The organism is Calidithermus terrae, from assembly GCF_003574345.1.
Classification (GTDB): domain Bacteria; phylum Deinococcota; class Deinococci; order Deinococcales; family Thermaceae; genus Calidithermus; species Calidithermus chliarophilus.
Genome location: NZ_QXDL01000068.1, coordinates 1 through 18,564, shown reverse-complemented (window position 1 = coordinate 18,564; position 18,564 = coordinate 1). Strand labels below are relative to the sequence as shown.

Here is an 18,564-nt window from a genome sequence, read left to right as displayed (position 1 = left end):
GCCATGGGGGTGGGGTCGGGCAGGGCGCGGGCCAGCGGGTGGGCGCTGAGCAGGCCCTGCACCGCGCGGGCCACGAAGGCCAGGACCCCCTCGGGCTCGAGCAGGCGCACCCGCGACTTGTCGGGGGCGGTGTTGACCAGCACGGCCTCGGGGGGGAGCTCGAGGTTGAGCACCCCCACGGGGTACTGGCCGCTGGGCAGCAGCTCCTTGTAGGCCGAGAGCACCGCCTGCAGCAGGGCCTCGGGCCACTCCACCGGGCGGCCGTTGACCGCCAGCAGCAGCCGGTCGCGGCGCGGGCGCGAGAGCTCGGGGCGCGAGAGCAGGCCGGTGATCCGGAAGGGGGCCTCCGCGAGCTCGAGCTCGAGCAGCCGGTTAGCCACCACCGAGCCCCACACCAGCCGCGCGGCCTCGGGGAAGCTGCCCCCGGCGTGGGCCAACTTCTCCTCGCCGTCGGCCAGCAGGCGCAGGGCGAGCGCGGGGCGGTGCAGCAGGTAGCGCGCGAGCAGCCCCGCCACCTTGCGGGCCTCGCTGGCGGGGGCCTCGAGGCTCCTGCGCCGCGCCGGGAGGTGCTCGAACAAGCCGCTCACCTCGACCCGGGTTCCGGGCGGGGCGGGGTGCTCGGCGAGGCTGGTCTCGTCCAGGAAAGCACTGAGGGTGGCCCCGCCGAGCTGGGCGGGCGGCCTCGAGGTGAGCCTGAGCCGCGCGGCCTGCCGGATGGCCCACAGGCCCTCGCCGCGGAAGCCCAGCGTGGCGATGCGGCCGAGGTCGGTGAGCTTGCTGGTGGCGTGGGCCTCGACGGCCAGCGGCAGCTCCTCGCGGGGGATGCCCTGGCCGTTGTCGGTGACGCAGATGCGCTCGAGACCGCCGCCCACGAGCTCCACCTGCACGCGGGTGGCCCCGGCGTCGAGGGCGTTCTCGAGCAACTCCCGCACCACGTCCACCGGCCCCGAGACCACCTCGCCCGCGGCGATCTCGCGGACTAGGGCCTCGGGCAAGCGCCGGATCACGGGCTCCCCCCGCCGACGGGCTCAGGCCAGCTCACCCGGCACCACCGCCTTGTGCACCTTGTCGCGCCAGCGCTGGACCAACAGCAGCGCCTCCAGCGGCGTGAGGCGGGTGGGGTCGAGGGAGAGCAGCTCGTCGAGCACCTCCTGGCCCACGTCGCCCACCTGGGCCTCGAGCCCCGCCAGCAGCGTGGCGGCCCGGCCCAGCACCTCGCGCGGCACGCCCGCCAGCTTGGCGACCTCGAGGCCGTAGCTCCTGGAGGCCGGCCCCGGCAGCACCTGGTGGTAGAACACCAGCCCGCCCGCCTCCTCCCGGGCCGCGACGTGGAAGTTGCGGGCCCCGCTCAGGCGCTCGGGCAGGGCGGTGAGCTCGAAGTAGTGGGTGGCGAAGAGGGTGTAGGAGCGCACCTTGTCGTGCAGGTGCTCGGCGGCGGCCCAGGCCAGCGAGAGCCCGTCGTAGGTGCTGGTGCCGCGCCCGATCTCGTCGAGCAGCACCAGGCTGCGGCCGGTGGCCCCCTGCAGGATCTGGGCGAGCTCCTCCATCTCGACCATGAAGGTGCTGCGGCCCCCGGCGATGTCGTCGGAGGCCCCGATGCGGGTGTAGACGCGGTCGAACAGCGGCAGCAGCGCCTCCTCGGCGGGCACGAAGGAGCCGATCTGGGCCAGCAGGGCGATGAGGGCGGTCTGGCGCAAGTAGGTGGACTTGCCGGCCATGTTGGGCCCGGTGAGGATCAAGAGGCGCTCGCCGGGGGAGAGCTCGAGGTCGTTGGGGATGAACCCGCCGCCCCGCTCGACCACCGGGTGCCGCCCGGCGCGGATGTAGAGCCGCCCCTCGGCGCTGAAGCGGGGCCGCACGTAGCCGTACTGGGCCGCGGCCTCGGCCAGCGCGGCGTACACGTCGAGCTCGGCCAGCACCGCCGCGGCCTCGCGCACCAAAGGCGCGGCCTGCCCCACCGACTCGCGCAGCTCGAGGAAGGCCGCGTACTCGCGCTTGCGGGCCTCCGACTCGGCCAACAGGATCTCGCGCTCCTTCTCGCGCAGGTCGGGGCGGGTGTAGCGCTGGCGGTCCTTGAGGGTGGCGATGGCCCGCCAGTCGGAGGGCACCTGCGCGTAGTAGGGCCGGGTGACCTCGAGGTAGTAGCCGATCACCTGGTTGTAGCCCACCTTCAAGGGGATGCCGCTGCGCTCGCGCTCGGCGGCCTCGAGGCCCGCCAGCCAGGCCCGAGCGGCCTCGGCCCGCTGGCGCAGGGCGTCGAGCTCGGGGTCGAAGCCGTCGCGGATCAGCCCGCCCTCGGTGACCTTCAGGGGCACCTCCTCCACCAGCGCGGTGTGGATGCGCTCGGCCACCTCGGCCAGGTCGGGCAGGCGCTCGGCGGTGCCCAGCAGGGCGCTCGAGCCCCGCAACAGCCCCACCAGCTCGGGCAAGAGCTCGAGGCTGCGCGCCAGCGCCGAGAGGTCGCGGGCGTTGGCCCGCCCCGCCGCCAGCCGGCCCGCCAGGCGCTCGAGGTCGTGGATGCGGTAGAGGATCTTGCGTACCGCCTCGCGCAGCACCCCGTCGCGCACCAGCGCCTCCACCGCGTCGAGCCGGGCCTGGATGGGGCCCTCCTCCACCAGCGGGTGGCGCAGCCAGGCCCGCAGCAGCCTCCGCCCCGGCGCGGTGCGGGTCAGGCCCAGCACCCCCATCAGGGTGCGCTCCTCGCTGCTCTCCCCCACCGGGCTGGGGTCGTAGACCTCGAGCGTGCGCAGCGTGGCCTCGCTGAGCTGCATGAAGGCGCTGGGGTCGTAGCGCACGAAGCCCTGCACCTGCGGCAGCGCCCCGCCCTGGGTGGACTGGGCGTAGCCCAGCACCGCCCCCGCCGCCCGCAGCAGCGCGGGGTGCTCCAGCCCCCCCGGCACCGCCCCGAACTGCGCCCGCAGGGCCTGCAGGCCCGCCTCCTCCTCAAAGCGCCCCGCCGAGAGCATCACCGGGAAGCGGCGCTGGAACTCCTCGAGGAAGCCCTCGTTGCGGCAGAGCTCGGGCGCCAGCAGCACCTCGGCCGGGCGGTAGCGGAAGAGCTCGTCGTAGACGCTGCTCTTGCCGTAGAACACCGCGCCGCGGAACTCCCCGGTCGAGACGTCGAGCAGCGCCAGCCCGTAGCCGTCGCCGGTGGCGAGCGCGGCGAGGTAGTTGGCCTCGGGCCGCAGCAGGGTCTCTTGCGTCAGCGTGCCGGGGGTGAGGAGCTGGGTCACCTCGCGCCGCACCAGCTTCTCGGCGTCCTCGGCCAGCTCCATCTGGTCGGCCACGGCGATGCGGAAGCCCAGCTTGAGCAGGCGCTCGAGGTAGGTGTCCACCGAGCGGATGGGGATGCCGGCCATGGGCGTGGTGAAGTCCTTGCTGGTCTTGCGGGTGAGCGCGATGCCCACCGCCCGCGCCAGCCGCTCGGCGTCCTCGCCGAAGGTCTCGTAAAAGTCGCCGACCTGAAACAACAGCAGGTACTCCGGGTAGGCGTCCCGGAGCTCGACGTACTGCTGGAGCAAAGGCGGCAAGGGGCCCGAACCCTGGCCCTTGAGGGTCATGGGCTTATGCTATCAGCAGAACGCCGGGCGTCAACCGGCGGGGCCTTGAGGCCCGCTCCTGGGCCAAGCGTTCCGTCTGAGGGTTTTGGACGGTCAGCCCAAGAATCCCGAGTAGGCGAGTAGGGTTGAGGGCTGCACCTCGTAAGATTTAGTGAATCACCGGGCGACTTCCCAGGCCAGGTGCTCGAGCTCGGGCTTGATCAGCTTGGTCCAGGCCACCTGCACGGCGTTGGGCGAGCCCGGCGTCGAGATGACCACCCGGCGGTGGTACACCCCCGCCATGGCCCGGCTGAGCATGGCCGCGGCCCCCACCTCGGCGTAGGAGAGCATGCGGAAGAGCTCGCCGAAGCCGGGCATGGGCTTTTCGATCTTGCGGGCGAGCACGTCGTAGGTGGTGTCGCGGGGGGCGATGCCGGTGCCGCCGTTGAAGAGGATGACCTGAGCCCCGCTCCTCACCATCTCCTCCAGCGCCTCCGCGACCTGCAAGGGCTCGTCCTGGATGACGCGGTAGCCGACGACCTTGTGCCCCATGCCGGTGATCTCGGGCTCGAGGTAGTGGTAGTTGGTGTCGGTCTCGGGAGTGCGGGTATCGGAAACCGTGACGATGGCGACGGAAACCGGGCCTTTGGAGTGGGCAATGGCTTTGTGTTGGTCGGTGCTTTCCGAAGGCATATGGCCCATTTTAGGGCAAGAGGCGGGGCGGGCACGGGGGCCCGCCCCTACGTCCGGCGTTCGGCATCTCGCGTACGACGTACGACGCACGACCGGCGTTTAGCGTCTTGCGCTTTGCGTTTTGCGCTTTGCGTTTTGCGTTTTGCGTTTTGCGTACGACGTACGACGTAGGACGTACGACTGGCATTTGGCGTTAGGCGTTCAGCTACCAGCCACCGACCACCCGCTAATGACGCACCCCGCCCTCCCCGTGCACGTGCCCGTGCTCGAGCTCTTCCGGCTCGGCCTCGCGCACGGCGTGGATGGTGACGGTGTACTCGAGGGTCTTCCCCGCCCACTTGGGGTTGGCGTCGAGGGTCACGAGGTCGCCGTTGACGGCGGTGACGCGGTAGGAGACGGGGTTTCCGGCCTCGTCCTCGGCGTAGAGCAGGGCGCCAGGCTCGAGGTCGAAGTCGGCGGGGAGCTCGGCGCGGCGCACCTCGAGGCACTTCGAGGCGTCGTACTCGCCGTAGCCCTGGGCAGCGGGCACGCTCACGACGAAGCTGCCGACCTCCCGGCCCAGCAGGGCGGCCTCGAGGCCCGCCGGGAGGCCATGGGCATGGCCGACGAGGACGGTCTGGGTCTCACCCTCGTGGGTGCGGTCGGCGATCTCCCCGTCCACGCGCAGCACGTACTCGAACTTGACCACGGTCTTCTCCGCTACCTTCATGCTTCACCCCGTTGTTGAGAATACACTATCATTTAGCCACAGGCGGTCGGCCGGGCCCGAAAGGTAATCTACTCGAGGGTCACCCCGCGGGCGAACGCTAAGCTCTGGGAGAGGGCAGATATGGTCAAGTTCAAAACCCGTGTTCCCGTCACCGTCATCGGCGGCTTCCTCGGCGCCGGGAAGACCACGCTGGTCAACCACCTCATCAACTCCGGGGCGCGGCGCTTCGGGGTGATCGTCAACGAGTTCGGCGAGACCGGCGTGGACGGGGCGCTTATCGAAAATGTCGATTCCGACGGCATCGCCGAGCTCTCCAACGGCTGCTTGTGCTGCGTGGGCCGCGACGACCTGATGAGCTCGCTGTTCAAGATCGCGGCCAAGCCCACCCCGCCCGAGCACATCCTCATCGAGCTCTCCGGCCTCGCCGACCCCGTCCCGGTGGCCCAGACCGTCCTCGACCCCTTCGCCCGCGCCAAGTTCGAGCTCGACGGGATCGTGGGGGTGGCCGACGCGCGCAACCTCGAGCGCACCCTGCGCGACGGGCCCGAGGGCGCCATCCAGCTCGCCTACGCCAGCACCGTGATCCTCAACAAGACCGACCTCGCCACGCCGGAGCAGCTCGAGGAGGCCCGAAAGGTCATCGCCCAGATCAACCCGCTGGCCGAGGTGCGCGAGAGCGCCCACGCCCGCGTGGAGCCCGACGGCCTGCTCGCGCTCAAGGCCTTCGACCCCGAGTGGAAGCCCAAGGGCTACCAGCACCTCCACACCCCCGACGTCGCCACCTTCACCCTGACCAACGCCAAGCCCCTCAAGCGCGAGCGGGTCAACGAGTTCATCGAAAACTACGTCATCTCCCGCCCCGACCGCCTCTACCGGGCCAAGGGCTTTTTGAGCGTGCAGGGCTTCGAGGAGGAGGTGCTGTTCCAGGCGGTGCGCGAGATCTTCGGCATGGAGCTCACCGGCCGGCCCCGCAGCGGCAAGTCGAGCCTGGTGGTCATCGGGCGGGGGCTCGACGAGGGGGAGTACCGGGAGGCTTTCGTGCGGTTGAGCTAGGGGGTTGTCGGTGGTCGATAGCCGATAGCTGATAACCGATAGCCAAACGCCCTTTCCTTACCCCCCTTAACAAGGGGGGCTGGGGGGATACCCCCTCCCCGCATGCGGGGAGGGTTTCTTTCACCACGAGCCACACGCCCCCTACACCCTTCCCCCGCGATAGAATCCAATTCCAAATGGACCTCGAGGCCGCTCTCCCCTACCCCGAACTGGCCCGGGCGCTGGAGGCGGTGCTGCTCGAGCGCCGGGCCGGGCGTACCCAGGCGCCCGAGCGGCTGGTCATGGCCCTGCCCGAGGGCGGCACCCTGCTGCTGATGCCGGCGAGCGACCCGGAGATCGCCGTGACCAAGCTGGTCACGGTGCACCCGCGGCAGCGGCCCAGCGTGCGGGCCGAGCTGGTGGTGATGGACGCGCGCACCGGGGAGCGCCTGGCGCAGCTCGACGGCTCGGTGGTGACCGCGCGGCGCACGGCCGCGCTCTCGCTGCTGGCCGCGCAGAAGCTATCGCCCCGGCCGCCCGAGCCGGAGGACGTCCTGCTGGTCGTCGGGGCCGGGGTGCAGGGGCGCAGCCACCTCGAGGCCTTCCGCGCGGGCCTGGGCCTGCGGAGGGTGCGGGTCGCCTCGCGCTCGGAGGCCTCGGCGCGGAGTCTGCTCGAGCACGCCCGGGGCTTGGGCATGGAAGCCGCCCTCGCCCCGGACGTGGCCCGGGCGGCCCTCGAGGCCGCGTTCATCGTCACCGCCACCACCAGCCACACCCCGGTGCTGGGCGAGGGCGTGCGGGAGGACGCCTTCATCGCCGCGGTGGGGGCCTACCGCCCCGACATGGCCGAGGTCGCGCCCGGGCTGGTGCGGCGCTGCCGGGTCTTCGTGGACACCCTCGAGGGCGCCCGGGCCGAGGCCGGGGACCTGATCCAGGCCGGGGTGGGCTGGGAGGCGGTGACGCCGCTCGAGGAGGCCCTGGAGGGGGGGCGCCCCCAGGGGCCGGTGCTGTTCAAGAGCGTGGGGCACGCCCTGTGGGACCTGGCCGCCGCACGGCTGGCCGTCCGCGGCAGGGCCTAGGCCCACCCCTGCATCAGTTGACGAGCTTGAAGCCCAGCTTGGGCGGGTCGGTGGGGTAAAGGGGGTCGAGGGCCACCACCGCGACCTTGGCGCCGCCGCGCTTGCTGGCGAGCGAGGCGCTGAAGGCGGCGAGTTCGCCCACGTCGAAGGCCCCCAGCGCCAGCTTCTCGGGGATCCAGCCGGCGTTGGCCAGGCGCTCCTCCGCGTCCTGGCGGATGCGCTCGAGCCGCCGCTGCACGTCTTCGGGGCGGGCGGGCAGCACCAGCACCCCCGTCGCCAGCACGTCGCCCTTGGCGAAGAGCTGCTCGCGGGCGCGGTAGTCCAGCCGGATCTGGAGCTTGCTGCTGTCGGGGTTGACGCCCACCGGGCGGGCGAGCAGCAGGCCCAGGCGGGGGCTCGGCCCCAGGCTGACCTGCTGCACCACCTCGGCGCCGCGCAGCCCCAGCAGGCGCGCGCGCAGGTCCACCCGGCGCCGGATCTCGTCGAGGGCCTGCTGTTCCTTGCCGGGGACCAAAAGCTGCTCGGCCAGGAGCACCTGCTCGAGCAGCTTCTCCAAGCCTCCTTGCAGGATGCGGCTGCTGTTGCGCAGCTTGACGTTCTCCTGCTCGGCCTGGGCGAAGCGGGCCCGGGCGGCGCTGAGCTCCTTCTGGGCCTCGGCCAGGCTCGCCTGCAGGCGGTCGCGCTCCTCCATCAGGTCCTTCAGCGCCCCCTGGGCTTCCTGGCGCTGGGCGTTGAGCAGGGCGATGTCGCCCTCCAGGCGCTTCTTCTCCTCGGAGAGCTGGCGGGTGCTCTGCTCGAGGGTCGCCAGGCGGGCCTGGGCCTCCTTGGCGGCCTTCTGCAGGCCGCTGAGCCGCTTCTGGGCCTGCTCGACCTGGCCCCGCAGGCGGCGCTGGGCCTCCTGCAGGGCCGTGCGGTCGTCCTCGAGGCGGGCGAGCTGGTCCTGCTGGCCCGCGAGCAGGCGCTGCTGCTCGCGGACGGCCTGCAGGAGCTGTTCGCGGGTGGCGAGCAATTGGGTCTTCTCCCGCTGGGCGCGCTCGAACTCCCCCTGCACCTGGCGCAGGCGCCCTTGGGTCTGGTCGAGCTGCCGCTGGGAGGCCTCGAGCTCCTCGCGGGAGGCCTCGAGCAGCTTCTGCTGGTTGTCGAGGGTCTCGCGCAACTGGTTGACGTCGCGGCGCAGGTCGTTGGCCTCGCCCTGGATCTTGCTGGCCTGCTCGGTGGCGCGCTGGCGCTCCTCGTCGAGGCGCTGCAGGTCCTGCGCGTAGCGCTGCACCTCCTGGCGCAGCAGGTTGCGCTCCTGGCGCACGGTCTCGGCCTGCCAGATGGTCTCGCGCGCGTCGCGGGCCAGCAGGAAGAAGGCCGCGAAGGCGCTCAGCGAGATGAGCACCCCCGTGCCCACCGCGATCACCGTGCCGGTGGTGCGCGGCCGCATCCCCCACAGCCGCCAGTGCCGCTTGCCCACCCGCTTGGCGATGACGTCGCCCAGGTAGGCCACCACGCCCGACACCAGCACCAGCAGGATCAGCATCGACGCCAGCGTCATGGCTCCCCCTCAGGCGCCCAGGGCTGAGGGCACCGGGCCCCTCGCTCCCGGCGGACGGTGCCCGGCCCACAAGGTTCTCATAGCTCGTACTCGTCGCCCAGGTAATGCATGCGCACGCCCGAATCGCGGGCGAAGTCCTCGGGGGAGCCGTGGAAGGTCACCTGGCCGTCGTACATCAGGTAGACCCGGTCGGTGATGGCGAGCGTCTCGCGCACCGAGTGGTCGGTGATGAAGATGCCCACCCCGCGCCGCTCGCGCAGCTCGGAGATGAGCTTTTGGATGTCGTGGACGTTCTTGGGGTCCACGCCGGTGAAGGGCTCGTCGAGCAGGATGAAGTCGGGGTTGGTGCACAGGGCGCGGGCGATCTCGAGCCGCCGCCGCTGCCCGCCCGAGAGCTTGTAGGCGTACTGGTCCTTGAGCGCGGTGATGCCGAGCTCGTCGAGCAGCGCCATGGCGCGGTCCATGCGCTCGGCCTTGGAGAGGGGCTGGAATTCCAGCACCGCCAGCAGGTTCTCCAGCGCCGTCATGCGGCGGAAGGCCGAGGGCTCCTGCGGCAAGTAGCCCAGACCCATGCGGGCCCGCTTGTACATGGGCAGCCGGGTGATGTCCTCCCCGCGCAGGCGAATCGTGCCGCCGTTAGGCCGGATAAAACCCACCATCATGTAAAAGGTGGTGGTCTTGCCCGCGCCGTTGGGCCCGAAGAGCGCCACGATCTCCCCGCGCGCGAGCTGCATGTCCACCCCCCGCACCACCTCCCGCCGCCCGTAACGCTTGACCAGGCCCTGGGCCACCAGTTGCCCGGACTGGGTGGGCTTGGGGGTGTTAATGACCGCCGTTTCCATTGGTTAAAGCCTATCACTCCGGCTTAGCGCACAGTGAGAGGTATGGCGCAGATGCGTGCGGATGGCTAAAGGCCGGGCGCGGGTCGTGCGTCGTACGTCCTACGCAAGACGCAAGACGCGTGTCCTACGTCCTACGTCGTTCGCTTTGGCTCTAGACCCTCGACGAACCACGGGCCACGAGCTGACGGCTTACACCCCGTCGCCCCTCGACGTATGATCTCCCTCGTGTCCAACCGCATCCGAGCCATCTGCTTCGACTTCGACGGGACCTTGGCGCAATTCGAGGGGGATTTCGGGCAGCTCACGGCCTTCTGCTGTGCTCGGCTGGGCCTCGACCCCGGCGACCGGGCGTTCCTGGCGACTTATGAGCGCGAGATCCGGGCGGAAGGGCACGTCACCTTCGCGCTGGTGCTGCGGCGGGCCTTCGAGGCCCACGGCTACCGTGTACCGGCTGACCTCGAGGCCATCGCCGCCGAGGTCACCGCCCGTTACGCGGCCGAGGTGCGGCTGCTGCCGGGGGCCCGGGAATTGCTGGCCTACTTCGCCCACCTGCCCAAGGCCGTCATCACCAACGGCCCCGCCGACATGCAGTGGGCTGCCCTCCGCAGCGTGGGCCTCGAGCGCGAGTTCGAGGCCGTCGTGGTCTCCGGCGACCCCGACGTGGCGATTCGCAAGCCCGACCCCCGCATCTTCCGCCTCGCCTGCGAGCGGCTGGGCGTGCCCCCGCACGAAACCCTGATGATCGGCGACCACCTCGAGGCCGACGTACAAGGAGCCATCGCCGCCGGGCTCCAGGGCCTGTACCGCCCGAATTCGGCCTAAGGTCCAGGTCGTGGGAGAGCCACCAGCGGTGGGTAGCAAGTGGGTTTAGCGGGACGAGGGCGGGGGCGTGTGGCGTTTGAGGTCGAGGGTAAGGCGTTCGGCGTCTGGCGTTCGACGTACCGCGTAAAACGTACGGCGCACGACGGCCGCCAGGCCATCGACGGTTAACTATCGACCAAACGGCGGTACACCTCGAGCGTCGAGAGGGCGGTCTGTTCCCAGGTGAACATCCGGGCGCGCTCGAGGCCTTTGCGCCGCAGCTCCTCGCGCAGGGCCGCGTCGTGCCAGAGGGTTCGCAGCCCGTCGCGGATGCTCTCGGCGGAGGCCGGGTCCACCAGCAGCGCCGCCTCGCCCACCACCTCGGGGAGCGAGCTCGCGCTGGAGGTGAGCACCGGCGTGCCGTGGGCCATGGCCTCCACGGCGGGGATGCCGAAGCCCTCGTAGAGCGAGGGGAAGGCCAGCGCCCTCGCCCCGTAGTACAGCGCGTGCAGGTCGTCGTCGGAAACGTAGCCGGGGACGAGGACGTTGGTGAGGTCTTGCCGGAAGACCTCGTGCGACTTCCACTGCCGCGCCCCCACGATCACCAGCCGCGCCTCGGGGACCTCCTCGCGCAGCAGGCGGAAGGCCTGCACCAGGCGCGGCAGGTTTTTGCGGGCCACCAGGTTGCCCACGTAGAGGAAGTAGGGGGGTTCGATGCCCAGCCGCTCGAGCACCCCCCTCACCTCGGCCTCGCCCATGGGGGGCGGGGGGTTGACGCCGTTGTAGGTCACGTGCAGCTTGGCCCTGGGGATGCCGGCCAGGCGCTCGAGGTCGGCCGCCGCGTGGTGGCTCACGGTGAGCACCGCGTCGGCGCTGAAGCGGGTCCAGGGGACGAGGGTGCGGAAGACCAGGCGCGTAGCCAGGGGCTGAAGGTCGGGGGTAGCCAGGGGCACCGCGTCGTGGACGGTGACGACCCGCCGGTAGCCCGGGGAGGGCACGAGGAAGGGCGCGATGCCGCAGGGGTCGTGCAGGACGTCGAGGCCCAGCCGCCGCGCCGCCTGGTGCAGCACCAGGTTGCCCAGCGTCGCCGCGAGGGGCACCCTCGCCAGGATGGGCAGCGGGTAGGTCTCGAACTCGCGGTACCAGCCCAGCTCGGAGCGGGGGTAGGGGTTGAGCAGCACGACCTCGAGGCCGGGCTCGAGCCTCCTCAGGGCACGGGTGAGCTCGACCGCGTAGCGGCCGATCCCGCTCAGCGAGCGGTCCATGCCGTAGGTGAAGAAGCCGACCCGCACCGCCCTACCCGCGCAGCTTGCCGTTGGCGACGCGCTCGAGGTCCTTCTCGACCATCATGTGCACCAGGCCCGCCAGGTCCACCCTGGGCTCCCAGCCCAGCCTGGCCCGGGCCTTGGCGGGGTCGCCCAGCAGCAGGTCGACCTCGGCGGGGCGGTGGAACTCGGGGTTGACGCGCACGATGACCCGGCCGTCCTGGTCGCGGCCCACCTCCTCGAGCCCCTCGCCCTCCCAGGTGATGCGGAAGCCGGCGGCCTCGGCGGCGTGCTCGACGAAGGTGCGCACCCGGGTGGTGACCCCCGTCGCCAGCACGTAGTCGTCGGCCTCGGGCTGCTGCAGCATGCGCCACATGCCCTCGACGTAGTCCCCGGCGAAGCCCCAGTCGCGCTGGGCGTCGAGGTTGCCCAGCTCGAGCACCTCCTGCTGGCCGTACTTGATGCGCGCCAGCGAGCTGGTGATCTTGCGGGTCACGAACTCCTGGCCGCGCAGGGGGCTCTCGTGGTTGAAGAGGATGCCGCTGGAGGCGTGCATCCCGTAGGACTCGCGGTAGTTGACGGTGATCCAGTGCGCGTAGAGCTTGGCCACCCCGTAGGGGCTGCGCGGGTAGAAGGGGGTCCGCTCGGTCTGGGGCGTCTCCTGCACCTTGCCGAACATCTCGGAGGTGGAGGCCTGGTAGAAGCGGATCCCGGGATCGACCTCGCGGATGGACTCGAGGATGCGGCCCACGCCCAGCGCGTCCACGTCGGCGGTGTAGAGCGGCTGCTCGAAGGACAGCGCCACGAAGCTCTGCGCCGCCAGGTTGTACAGCTCGTCGGGCCGCACCTTCTCCAGCACGCGGCGGATGTTGGAGTACTCCAGCAGGTCGAAGGCCACCAGCCTCACGTCCCCGGCGACGCCCAGCTCCTCCAGCCGCCACAGGTTGACGCTGGCGCTGCGGCGGTAGGTGCCGTACACCTCGTAGCCCTTCTCCAGCAACAGCCTCGACAAGTACGCCCCGTCCTGCCCGGTAATCCCAGTGATCAACGCTCGTTTCGCCATCTAGACGTCCTCCAGAACTTTATAGGCCGGCTCAGGGCCCAGACCCTGGCCTGCCGCCTAGCAAACTATACCGGCCGTTACCTGGCGGTTACGTGACTCACCCCGCGGCCGAAGCCGGGGGCTCGCGCGGTCTATCCGGTCAGGTCCGGGCCACCCAGCCCTCGCCGCGCCCCTGACCCAGCAGCACCTCCCAGGTCTTGCGGGCGGTGGCCTCCCAGGTGAAGCGGGCCGCCTGGGCGTAGCCCTTCTCGCGCAGGCGCTCGGCCAGCCCGGGCTCCTCGAGCACCCGCCGCCCCGCGGCCGCGATGGCCTCGGGGTCGCGGGGGTCAACCAGCAGGGCGGCTTCCCCTGCCGCCTCCGGCAGCGAAGAGCAGTCCGAGGTTACCACGGGGGCCCCCGAGGCCATGGCCTCGAGCACCGGCAGCCCGAAGCCCTCCTCGAGCGAGGGGAACACGAAGGCGGCCGCGTTGCCGTAGAGGCTGGGCAGGTCCTCGGCGGCGACGTAGCCGACGTGCTTGACCCGCTCGCCCAGCCCCAGCTTCTGGCGCTCGCGCACCAGCCACTCCAGGTGCTCGGGGGCCCAGGGGCCGAAGAAGTGCAGCTCGAGGCCGGGGTGGTGCGGGGCGAGGCGGGCGAAGGCCTGCAGCAGCCCGGCCTGGTTCTTGTTGGCGTTGAAGGCCCCGCCGTGCAGCAGGTAGCGCCTGCCCCCCGCGTAGCGGCCCCGCCCCACGCTGGGCCGGAAGCGCTCGTGGTTGACCGCCAGCGGCGCGACCGTGACGCGCTCGGCGGGGATGCCCAGGATCCGCACCGCGTCCTGCTTGGCGCTCGAGCTGATCGCCACGAGGTGGTCGGCCCGCTCGAGGCGGCGGGCGTAGGTGCGCCAGCGCGCGGCGCTGAAGGGGTCGCCCAGGTCGCCGAGCTTGAAGGGGGTGAGGTCGTAGAGGGTGGCGACGGTGCGCCCGAAGGGGTTGAGCACCAGCCCGTTGAAGTCGGGGGCGAAGAAGACCCCGGGCCGCGCGCGCAGCAGCGCGTAGCGCAGGAAGAGCTCGTTGTACAGCCAGTACACCTGGGCCGGCTTGTGGGGCCTGGGCGCGGTGAAGACGCGCTCCTTGGGCACGAAGTCGGGGAGGGCGGCCTCCTCGCCGCCCCAGCTCGAGGCCACGTACACGGGCTTCATCCCCAGCGCCTCGCTGGCCCGCAGCACTTCGCGCAGGTAGTTGCCCACCCCGCGCACCCGGTGTTCCGATTGCAACGGCGTCACGTCAACGAGTACCATCGTCGTCCCCCATGCTTACCAATACGCCCGCCAGCGCGCAGGCCAACAGGGCGTTTGCCCACACGTACGTCAGGTTGGCGTCGCTCAGCCCGTGCAGCAAGAGCGCGAGCAGGCCCGTCTTGAGCCCCCAGGCTACCTTGTCCCGCGCGGGCGTGAGCAAAACCCCGCCCCACAGGCCCGCGAAGGCCAGCAGGGCGGGCACCCCCGCCTCGGCCGCGACCTGGGCGAAGTCGTTGTGGGCGTAATTCACCCGCTTGTGCAGGATCTCGGTGGGCACGTCGGTGATGCGGGCGGGGCGGTAGGCGGTGAAGGCCTGCGGGTACTGCCCGGGCCCCACGCCGAGCCACGGGTGGCGCCGGACGATCTCGAGCGAGGCCCCATTCATCATCGCCCTCGAGCCCAGGCTGTCGGCCACGAACGCCCCCGCGCGCTCGAGCAGCGGGTCGGGCTGGGGCCGCGGCCCCAGCCCGACCGCCAGCACCACCCCCACCGCCAGCAGGCCCAGCCCCGCCCAGCCCCAGCGCCCGGCCATCAGCAGCAGGGCCACGGCCAGCGCCAGCAAGCCCCACGACAGGCTGAGGACCAGGTTGACCCCCAACAGACCCGCCAGGGCCAGCAGGGCCCCGCGCGCGGGGCCTCGAGCCGCCCGCCCGAGCCCCAGCAGCGCCGGGGCCGCCAGCGCCAAAAAGCCCGAGTAGTGGTTGGAGTTGTAGAAGAAGCCGGTGGCTCGAGCCTCGTCCGGCCCGGCGAGCAAGCCCAGCCCGGCGGGCTGCAGCAGGCCGTACACGCCGCACACCGCCCCCGCGCCGGCCAGGGCCCACCCGCTCCAACCGGGCCGCGCCAGGGCGTAGGCCGCCAGCAGCACCAGCACCGCCAGCCCCAGGTCGAAGGCCAGTTGCGCGCCGCCGTAGCGCTCGGGGCTCGAGAAAGCCGCCAGGGCGTACCAGCCGAGCAGGGCGAGCGCGGGGAGCAGCACCCGCGCGGGGGGCAGCCTCAGCCGGCCCGACAGCCCCGCCTGCGCCAGCCAGGCCCCCGCCGCCAGCAGGGCCACCAGCCGCAGCCCCAGGTGCCCGCCCGCGCTGAAGCCCGCCAGGAGGGGCGCCAGGAACACCAGCGCGGCCAGGGCGAACCCGCCCGCCCAGGAGACGCCTCGAGCCCAGCCGCTCACCGGCCCTCCAGCCGCGCGAGGGCCGCCTCGAAGCGGGGGTCGGCCTTGACGGCCTGCCCCTCCCGGTAGCGGCGCAGGGCTTCCCCGGGCCGCCGCAGGCGCTCGAGGGCCTGCCCCAGCCCGTAGAGGTAGTCCTGGTTGTGGGGGTCGAGCGCCAGCGCCTCCTCGAAGGCGGCCCTCCCCTGCTCGAGCCGCCCCAGCTCCAGCAAGACCCAGCCCCGGCTGGCTGCGTACAGGGCCTCGCGGGGGTCGAGCCGCCAAGCGTCGCCGAAGGCCTCGAGCGCCCGCTCCAGCCCGCCCTGGCCGAACAGCAGGTAGCCGCGCAGGTGGGCGTTGCCCAGCTCGTAGTGCAGCCGGGGGTTGGCGGGCTCCAGCCGCACCGCCCGCTCCAGGGCCTCCCGCGCCGCCAGCGGCTCGGAGGCGGCCCGCTCGAGGGCCCGCTGGCTCAGGTAGGCCCTCGAGGAGAACCCGCCGCCCAGCGCCACGAGCAGCAGCGCCGCCCCCACCAGCCCGGCCCGGCCCCACCCTTTCAGGCTCAGCGTCATCGGCGGCACCCCGGCGTGTAGCGGTGCTGGGTGTAGGCCTCCAGCGCGTCGGCGAGCAGGGGCGGGGCCTCGGCGAAGCGGCGCTCGGCCTCGAGCACGATCCCCACCGCCGCCGAGGGCTCGGCCCCGGCGGCCAGGCTCAGCTTTACGGCGATGAGGTTCTGCACAAAGCGCGCCGGCTCGGAGGCGTCGGCGCGCCGCAGGAGGGCCCGAAGCTCGGCCTCCGGGCGCAGCCGCCCGCCCAGGAAGAGCTGCCGCACCGGCCAGGGCGCCTCCCGCCAGTAGGCCGCGGGCTTGGGGCAAGCCCGCGGGCCCACCAGCGCCGCGTCGCTCTGGTACTGCGCCCAGGCCAGGCCCACAGCCACGCCCGCCCAACCGATCCACCGAGCCTTCACCCGTACAGCCTACCCGGCCGCTCGTGAAGCCCTCGTTAAACCCGCCGCCGCCCCCGGCGCGTCCTGCCCGGCCTGCCGGGCCCCCGCCCTGCCGCCCGGCGTTACGGCGCCCCGGCGGGCAAAACGTGGCGGTCACGTCGGGCTTTACGTACAGGGCTAGCCGCCGGCGGTCAGCGGCATGATCAGGAACAGCCAGATGTTGGCCAGCCCGTGGGCGATGGACACCCCCAGCAGCGAGCGGGTGCGCCAGGCCAGCCAGCCCCAGGCCCAGCCGACCACCGCCACGAACAGCACGTCGGCCCCCGACTGCCAGCCGAAGTGGAAGGCCCCGAAGATCAGCGCCACGTAGGTGATGCCCCCCAGCGGCCCCAGCACCGCGATGGCGGTGTTCTGCAGCAGGCCCCGGAAGAGCAGCTCCTCGCTGAAGCCGGTGAAGATCATGAGCACCAGCGCGGGCAACAACACCTCCGACCACTCGAGGCTCCCCGCCATGGCCTGCGGCTGGATGATGCGGTGCTCGATGACGCCCACCACCGGCCCGCTGATGGCGATGAGGACCTGCGCCGGCAGGAAGCCCACCTGGATGCCCAGCTCCTGGCGGCGCAGGTTGAGGGTGCGGATGGTCATGAACACCGCCACGATGAGCGGGAGGTTGACCAGCGGGAAGCGCCAGACGGGATCGACGAAGGTCTGGGGCATCATCAGGTCGAGCACCCGCACCATGGGGGCCAGGGCCAGCACGCTCAGCATGCGGGCGGCCGGGCCGCTCAGGTAGGCCGCGTGGATCAGCGCGGCCAGGACGATAAGCGTGTGCACCAGCATCCCCGGGCCCCGGCTGGCCCCGGCGGCCAGCCACTCGGCCAGCACCAGCCCGGCGAAGTAGAACCAGACCGGCCAGAACGGGCGTTTTTGGGCAGCGCTTTCTACCACGGACGCCTCCTAAGGTTGGGCCTCGCTGCGCAGGTCCACCCGCAGGTAAAGCTGGCGGTAGGGGGTGGAATCGCCCGGGCGGTAGAGGTCGAAGCTCAGTTGGGTCTCGCCGGAGCCCGCCGGGGCCCGGAGCCTGAGGGTGCGCGCCCAGGTGCCCTCGTCGGGGATGACCGGGGTGCGCAGCTCGCCCACGGCGGGGTCGAAGGGCACCCGGACCCGGTACTCCATGCGCCGGTCCTCGAGGTTGCGCAGCACCAGCGTCACGCTGAATTCCTCGCCCGGGCGCAGTTGCCGGGCGTAGTTCTCCAGCCTCCCCTGCGGGCCCAGCAGGTAGAACTCGGTGAAGCGCTCGTTGGGGCGCGCCACCCAGTACACCACCAGCGCCAGCACGGCGAAGCTGGCGACCCAGGCCATCTGCGTGGCGGTCGGGCGCATCTCGGGGATGAAGCGGTCGGGGAAGGCCACCCTCGAGCGCCGCCAGATCGCCAGGAACCCCAGCAGCACCGTGAACAGCGCCAGCCCCGCCGCGACCGAGGCGGGCCGGATCTTGAAGGGCGTGAAGTTGAGCACCACGCCCACCAGCACGATCACCGGCACCGACAGCCCCAGGCACAAAATCAGGCGGTCGGCGAAGTCGAGGTCGGAGCGCCGGGGGAAGAGCACGAGCATCAAGGCGTAGCCCGGCAGGGCCAGCATCGCCAGGAAGCCCAGCACCACCCGAGCGGGCGAGGTCACCTCCGGGAAAGCCACCACCCAGGCGCCCGCCGCGACCGCCAGGGCCATCACCAACCACAGGTCGCGGTTTTCCTGGCTCAGCTTCATACCCCTCCAGTCTAGTGGCTCATCCCCGCGCCCCAGTGCCATACGCACCCGTTCTTGCTCTTACCATGGCAAAACTTCATGATTGCAGCCTGAAAATCCCCGCGCCGCCGCCGTGGCACACAAAAAAGCGAACCTCGAGGTTCGCTTCTGGCTTACAGGCACGGGTTCAGAAGGAGCTGATGAAGCGGGCCGCCGCGATGCCGAACAGCGCGAAGGCCAGCGGCACCAGGCCCACGTTGGTCAGGCGGGCGAAGTTGCGGGCCCGCGGGCTCTCCGAGGCTGCCGCCAATTCCTTCGAGACCATCAGAATGACCATCGCGATGACCACCAATGCAGTCCAAATAAAAGCCACGGCGGTCGGGTCAGCAGTGACCGCGGTGGTTGTAGTGGTTGTAACAGTAGTAGCTACCACAAGAGACCTCCGTACCCAGCTCGAGTGTAGGTGAGGCCTATAGTGGTGTCAAGCGAACCCGATGCGTTAAGCTCCCGTTACCTATCGGCTTCTACGTTACCATATTTCAACCTTCCCCACAGTGGTTCCCGCCTTACCCTTGAACCCCCGCGGTGTTGACAGCCGCGAAGGCCCGTGCTACTTTGGGGGACGCTTGGGCTTGCCAGGCGGGCCTCGAGGGCGATTAGCTCAGCGGGAGAGCACACGCTTCACACGCGTGGGGTCGTAGGTTCAAATCCTACATCGCCCACCACGACGCAGACGAGAAAAGCCGGGGTCTGATAAACCTTGTCATTACCCATAAGTCTTGATTTTACGTGCCAGACGCACACCTTCGACTAGGGTTTGCAGTCTGGCCATCCCCCTCCACAGGGTGAGCCAGCCCGGCATCCCGTCCCCCTTGCGGCCCTGGTG

The 18,564-nt window shown here is 71.3% G+C and carries 19 protein-coding genes and 1 tRNA gene; 4 read left to right on the top strand and 16 right to left on the bottom strand.

All coding sequences use genetic code 11. The features are described 5' to 3' along the window. From mutL to Mterra_RS09485, 4 genes are all read right to left on the bottom strand, one after another. Window positions 1-1,007 (bottom strand): DNA mismatch repair endonuclease MutL (gene mutL / locus Mterra_RS09500; RefSeq protein WP_176582520.1); only part of this gene is annotated, 1,007 nt, incomplete at its 3' end. Between the two features lie 21 nt (window positions 1,008-1,028). Continuing rightward, a complete protein-coding gene (mutS, locus tag Mterra_RS09495) occupies window positions 1,029-3,560 on the bottom strand; it encodes a DNA mismatch repair protein MutS (protein ID WP_119314985.1) in 2,532 nt (843 codons plus the stop codon). Between the two features lie 156 nt (window positions 3,561-3,716). Next, complete coding sequence (locus Mterra_RS09490) at window positions 3,717-4,232, bottom strand: MogA/MoaB family molybdenum cofactor biosynthesis protein (protein ID WP_119314984.1); 516 nt, start codon at window positions 4,230-4,232, stop codon at window positions 3,717-3,719. Between the two features lie 226 nt (window positions 4,233-4,458). Then, a complete protein-coding gene (locus Mterra_RS09485) occupies window positions 4,459-4,941 on the bottom strand; it encodes an FKBP-type peptidyl-prolyl cis-trans isomerase (RefSeq protein WP_119314983.1) in 483 nt (160 codons plus the stop codon). Window positions 4,942-5,061: 120 nt separating this feature from the next. Between Mterra_RS09485 and Mterra_RS09480 the strand changes: the two genes are divergently transcribed. Beyond that, on the top strand, window positions 5,062-5,994 hold the full coding sequence (locus Mterra_RS09480; RefSeq protein ID WP_119314982.1) for a CobW family GTP-binding protein: 933 nt from the start codon (window positions 5,062-5,064) through the stop codon (window positions 5,992-5,994). Between the two features lie 176 nt (window positions 5,995-6,170). Then, window positions 6,171-7,052 (top strand): delta(1)-pyrroline-2-carboxylate reductase family protein, encoded by an 882-nt coding sequence (locus tag Mterra_RS09475; protein ID WP_119314981.1) that lies wholly within the window; start codon window positions 6,171-6,173, stop codon window positions 7,050-7,052. A 13-nt stretch (window positions 7,053-7,065) separates the two neighbouring features. Here the strand turns inward: Mterra_RS09475 and Mterra_RS09470 are convergent, their stop codons facing one another. After that, on the bottom strand, window positions 7,066-8,592 hold the full coding sequence (locus tag Mterra_RS09470; protein ID WP_119314980.1) for a DUF3084 domain-containing protein: 1,527 nt from the start codon (window positions 8,590-8,592) through the stop codon (window positions 7,066-7,068). A gap of 77 nt (window positions 8,593-8,669) precedes the next feature. Continuing rightward, a complete protein-coding gene (lptB, locus tag Mterra_RS09465; protein ID WP_051304317.1) occupies window positions 8,670-9,434 on the bottom strand; it encodes an LPS export ABC transporter ATP-binding protein in 765 nt (254 codons plus the stop codon). A gap of 225 nt (window positions 9,435-9,659) precedes the next feature. Here lptB and Mterra_RS09460 point away from each other — a divergent pair, with 225 nt between their 5' ends. Further along, entirely contained in the window at window positions 9,660-10,256 is a 597-nt protein-coding gene (locus tag Mterra_RS09460) for an HAD family hydrolase (protein ID WP_170159618.1), read from the top strand. A 164-nt stretch (window positions 10,257-10,420) separates the two neighbouring features. Here Mterra_RS09460 and Mterra_RS09455 read toward each other — a convergent pair whose 3' ends face one another. The 9 genes from Mterra_RS09455 to Mterra_RS21910 all read right to left on the bottom strand — a co-directional run bounded on the left by Mterra_RS09455 (window position 10,421) and on the right by Mterra_RS21910 (window position 18,051). Next, a complete protein-coding gene (locus Mterra_RS09455; protein WP_119314978.1) occupies window positions 10,421-11,527 on the bottom strand; it encodes a glycosyltransferase family 4 protein in 1,107 nt (368 codons plus the stop codon). A 4-nt stretch (window positions 11,528-11,531) separates the two neighbouring features. Continuing rightward, window positions 11,532-12,563 (bottom strand): GDP-mannose 4,6-dehydratase, encoded by a 1,032-nt coding sequence (gene gmd, locus Mterra_RS09450; protein WP_119314977.1) that lies wholly within the window; start codon window positions 12,561-12,563, stop codon window positions 11,532-11,534. 139 nt (window positions 12,564-12,702) lie between these two features. Then, a complete protein-coding gene (locus Mterra_RS09445) occupies window positions 12,703-13,839 on the bottom strand; it encodes a glycosyltransferase family 4 protein (protein ID WP_119314976.1) in 1,137 nt (378 codons plus the stop codon). Continuing rightward, window positions 13,826-15,007, bottom strand: a complete 1,182-nt coding sequence (locus Mterra_RS09440; protein WP_119314975.1) for an O-antigen ligase family protein — start codon at window positions 15,005-15,007, stop codon at window positions 13,826-13,828. The genes Mterra_RS09445 and Mterra_RS09440 overlap by 14 nt, the downstream gene beginning before the upstream one ends. Beyond that, complete coding sequence (locus Mterra_RS09435; protein WP_119314974.1) at window positions 15,004-15,552, bottom strand: tetratricopeptide repeat protein; 549 nt, start codon at window positions 15,550-15,552, stop codon at window positions 15,004-15,006. Before Mterra_RS09435 ends, Mterra_RS09440 begins: the two co-directional genes overlap by 4 nt. Continuing rightward, a complete protein-coding gene (locus tag Mterra_RS09430) occupies window positions 15,549-15,947 on the bottom strand; it encodes a hypothetical protein (RefSeq protein ID WP_119314973.1) in 399 nt (132 codons plus the stop codon). Before Mterra_RS09430 ends, Mterra_RS09435 begins: the two co-directional genes overlap by 4 nt. Window positions 15,948-16,103: 156 nt before the next feature. Beyond that, window positions 16,104-16,877 (bottom strand): CPBP family intramembrane glutamic endopeptidase, encoded by a 774-nt coding sequence (locus Mterra_RS09425; protein ID WP_119314972.1) that lies wholly within the window; start codon window positions 16,875-16,877, stop codon window positions 16,104-16,106. Between the two features lie 9 nt (window positions 16,878-16,886). Further along, on the bottom strand, window positions 16,887-17,699 hold the full coding sequence (locus Mterra_RS09420; RefSeq protein ID WP_170159617.1) for a DUF1616 domain-containing protein: 813 nt from the start codon (window positions 17,697-17,699) through the stop codon (window positions 16,887-16,889). Between the two features lie 166 nt (window positions 17,700-17,865). Then, window positions 17,866-18,051: a hypothetical protein gene (locus tag Mterra_RS21910; RefSeq protein WP_147372644.1), complete on the bottom strand. Its 186-nt coding sequence runs from the start codon at window positions 18,049-18,051 to the stop codon at window positions 17,866-17,868. 277 nt (window positions 18,052-18,328) lie between these two features. Between Mterra_RS21910 and Mterra_RS09415 the strand changes: the two genes are divergently transcribed. Continuing rightward, window positions 18,329-18,403, top strand: a tRNA-Val gene (locus Mterra_RS09415). Window positions 18,404-18,444: 41 nt separating this feature from the next. On the opposite strand, the gene Mterra_RS09410 is transcribed toward Mterra_RS09415, so the two are convergent. Then, window positions 18,445-18,564: IS4 family transposase (locus Mterra_RS09410; RefSeq protein WP_147372510.1), on the bottom strand; the 120-nt coding region annotated here is incomplete at its 5' end.

Excerpts from the sequence above, each read along its gene's own strand:
- mutS (WP_119314985.1), bottom strand. The coding sequence starts at position 3,560 with ATGACCCTCAAGGGCCAGGGTTCGGGCCCCTTGCCGCCTTTGCTCCAG.
- Mterra_RS09490 (WP_119314984.1), bottom strand. The coding sequence starts at position 4,232 with ATGCCTTCGGAAAGCACCGACCAACACAAAGCCATTGCCCACTCCAAA.
- Mterra_RS09485 (WP_119314983.1), bottom strand. The coding sequence starts at position 4,941 with ATGAAGGTAGCGGAGAAGACCGTGGTCAAGTTCGAGTACGTGCTGCGC.
- Mterra_RS09480 (WP_119314982.1), top strand. The coding sequence starts at position 5,062 with ATGGTCAAGTTCAAAACCCGTGTTCCCGTCACCGTCATCGGCGGCTTC.
- Mterra_RS09475 (WP_119314981.1), top strand. The coding sequence starts at position 6,171 with ATGGACCTCGAGGCCGCTCTCCCCTACCCCGAACTGGCCCGGGCGCTG.
- Mterra_RS09470 (WP_119314980.1), bottom strand. The coding sequence starts at position 8,592 with ATGACGCTGGCGTCGATGCTGATCCTGCTGGTGCTGGTGTCGGGCGTG.
- lptB (WP_051304317.1), bottom strand. The coding sequence starts at position 9,434 with ATGGAAACGGCGGTCATTAACACCCCCAAGCCCACCCAGTCCGGGCAA.
- gmd (WP_119314977.1), bottom strand. The coding sequence starts at position 12,563 with ATGGCGAAACGAGCGTTGATCACTGGGATTACCGGGCAGGACGGGGCG.
- Mterra_RS09445 (WP_119314976.1), bottom strand. The coding sequence starts at position 13,839 with ATGGTACTCGTTGACGTGACGCCGTTGCAATCGGAACACCGGGTGCGC.
- Mterra_RS09435 (WP_119314974.1), bottom strand. The coding sequence starts at position 15,552 with ATGACGCTGAGCCTGAAAGGGTGGGGCCGGGCCGGGCTGGTGGGGGCG.
- Mterra_RS09420 (WP_170159617.1), bottom strand. The coding sequence starts at position 17,699 with ATGAAGCTGAGCCAGGAAAACCGCGACCTGTGGTTGGTGATGGCCCTG.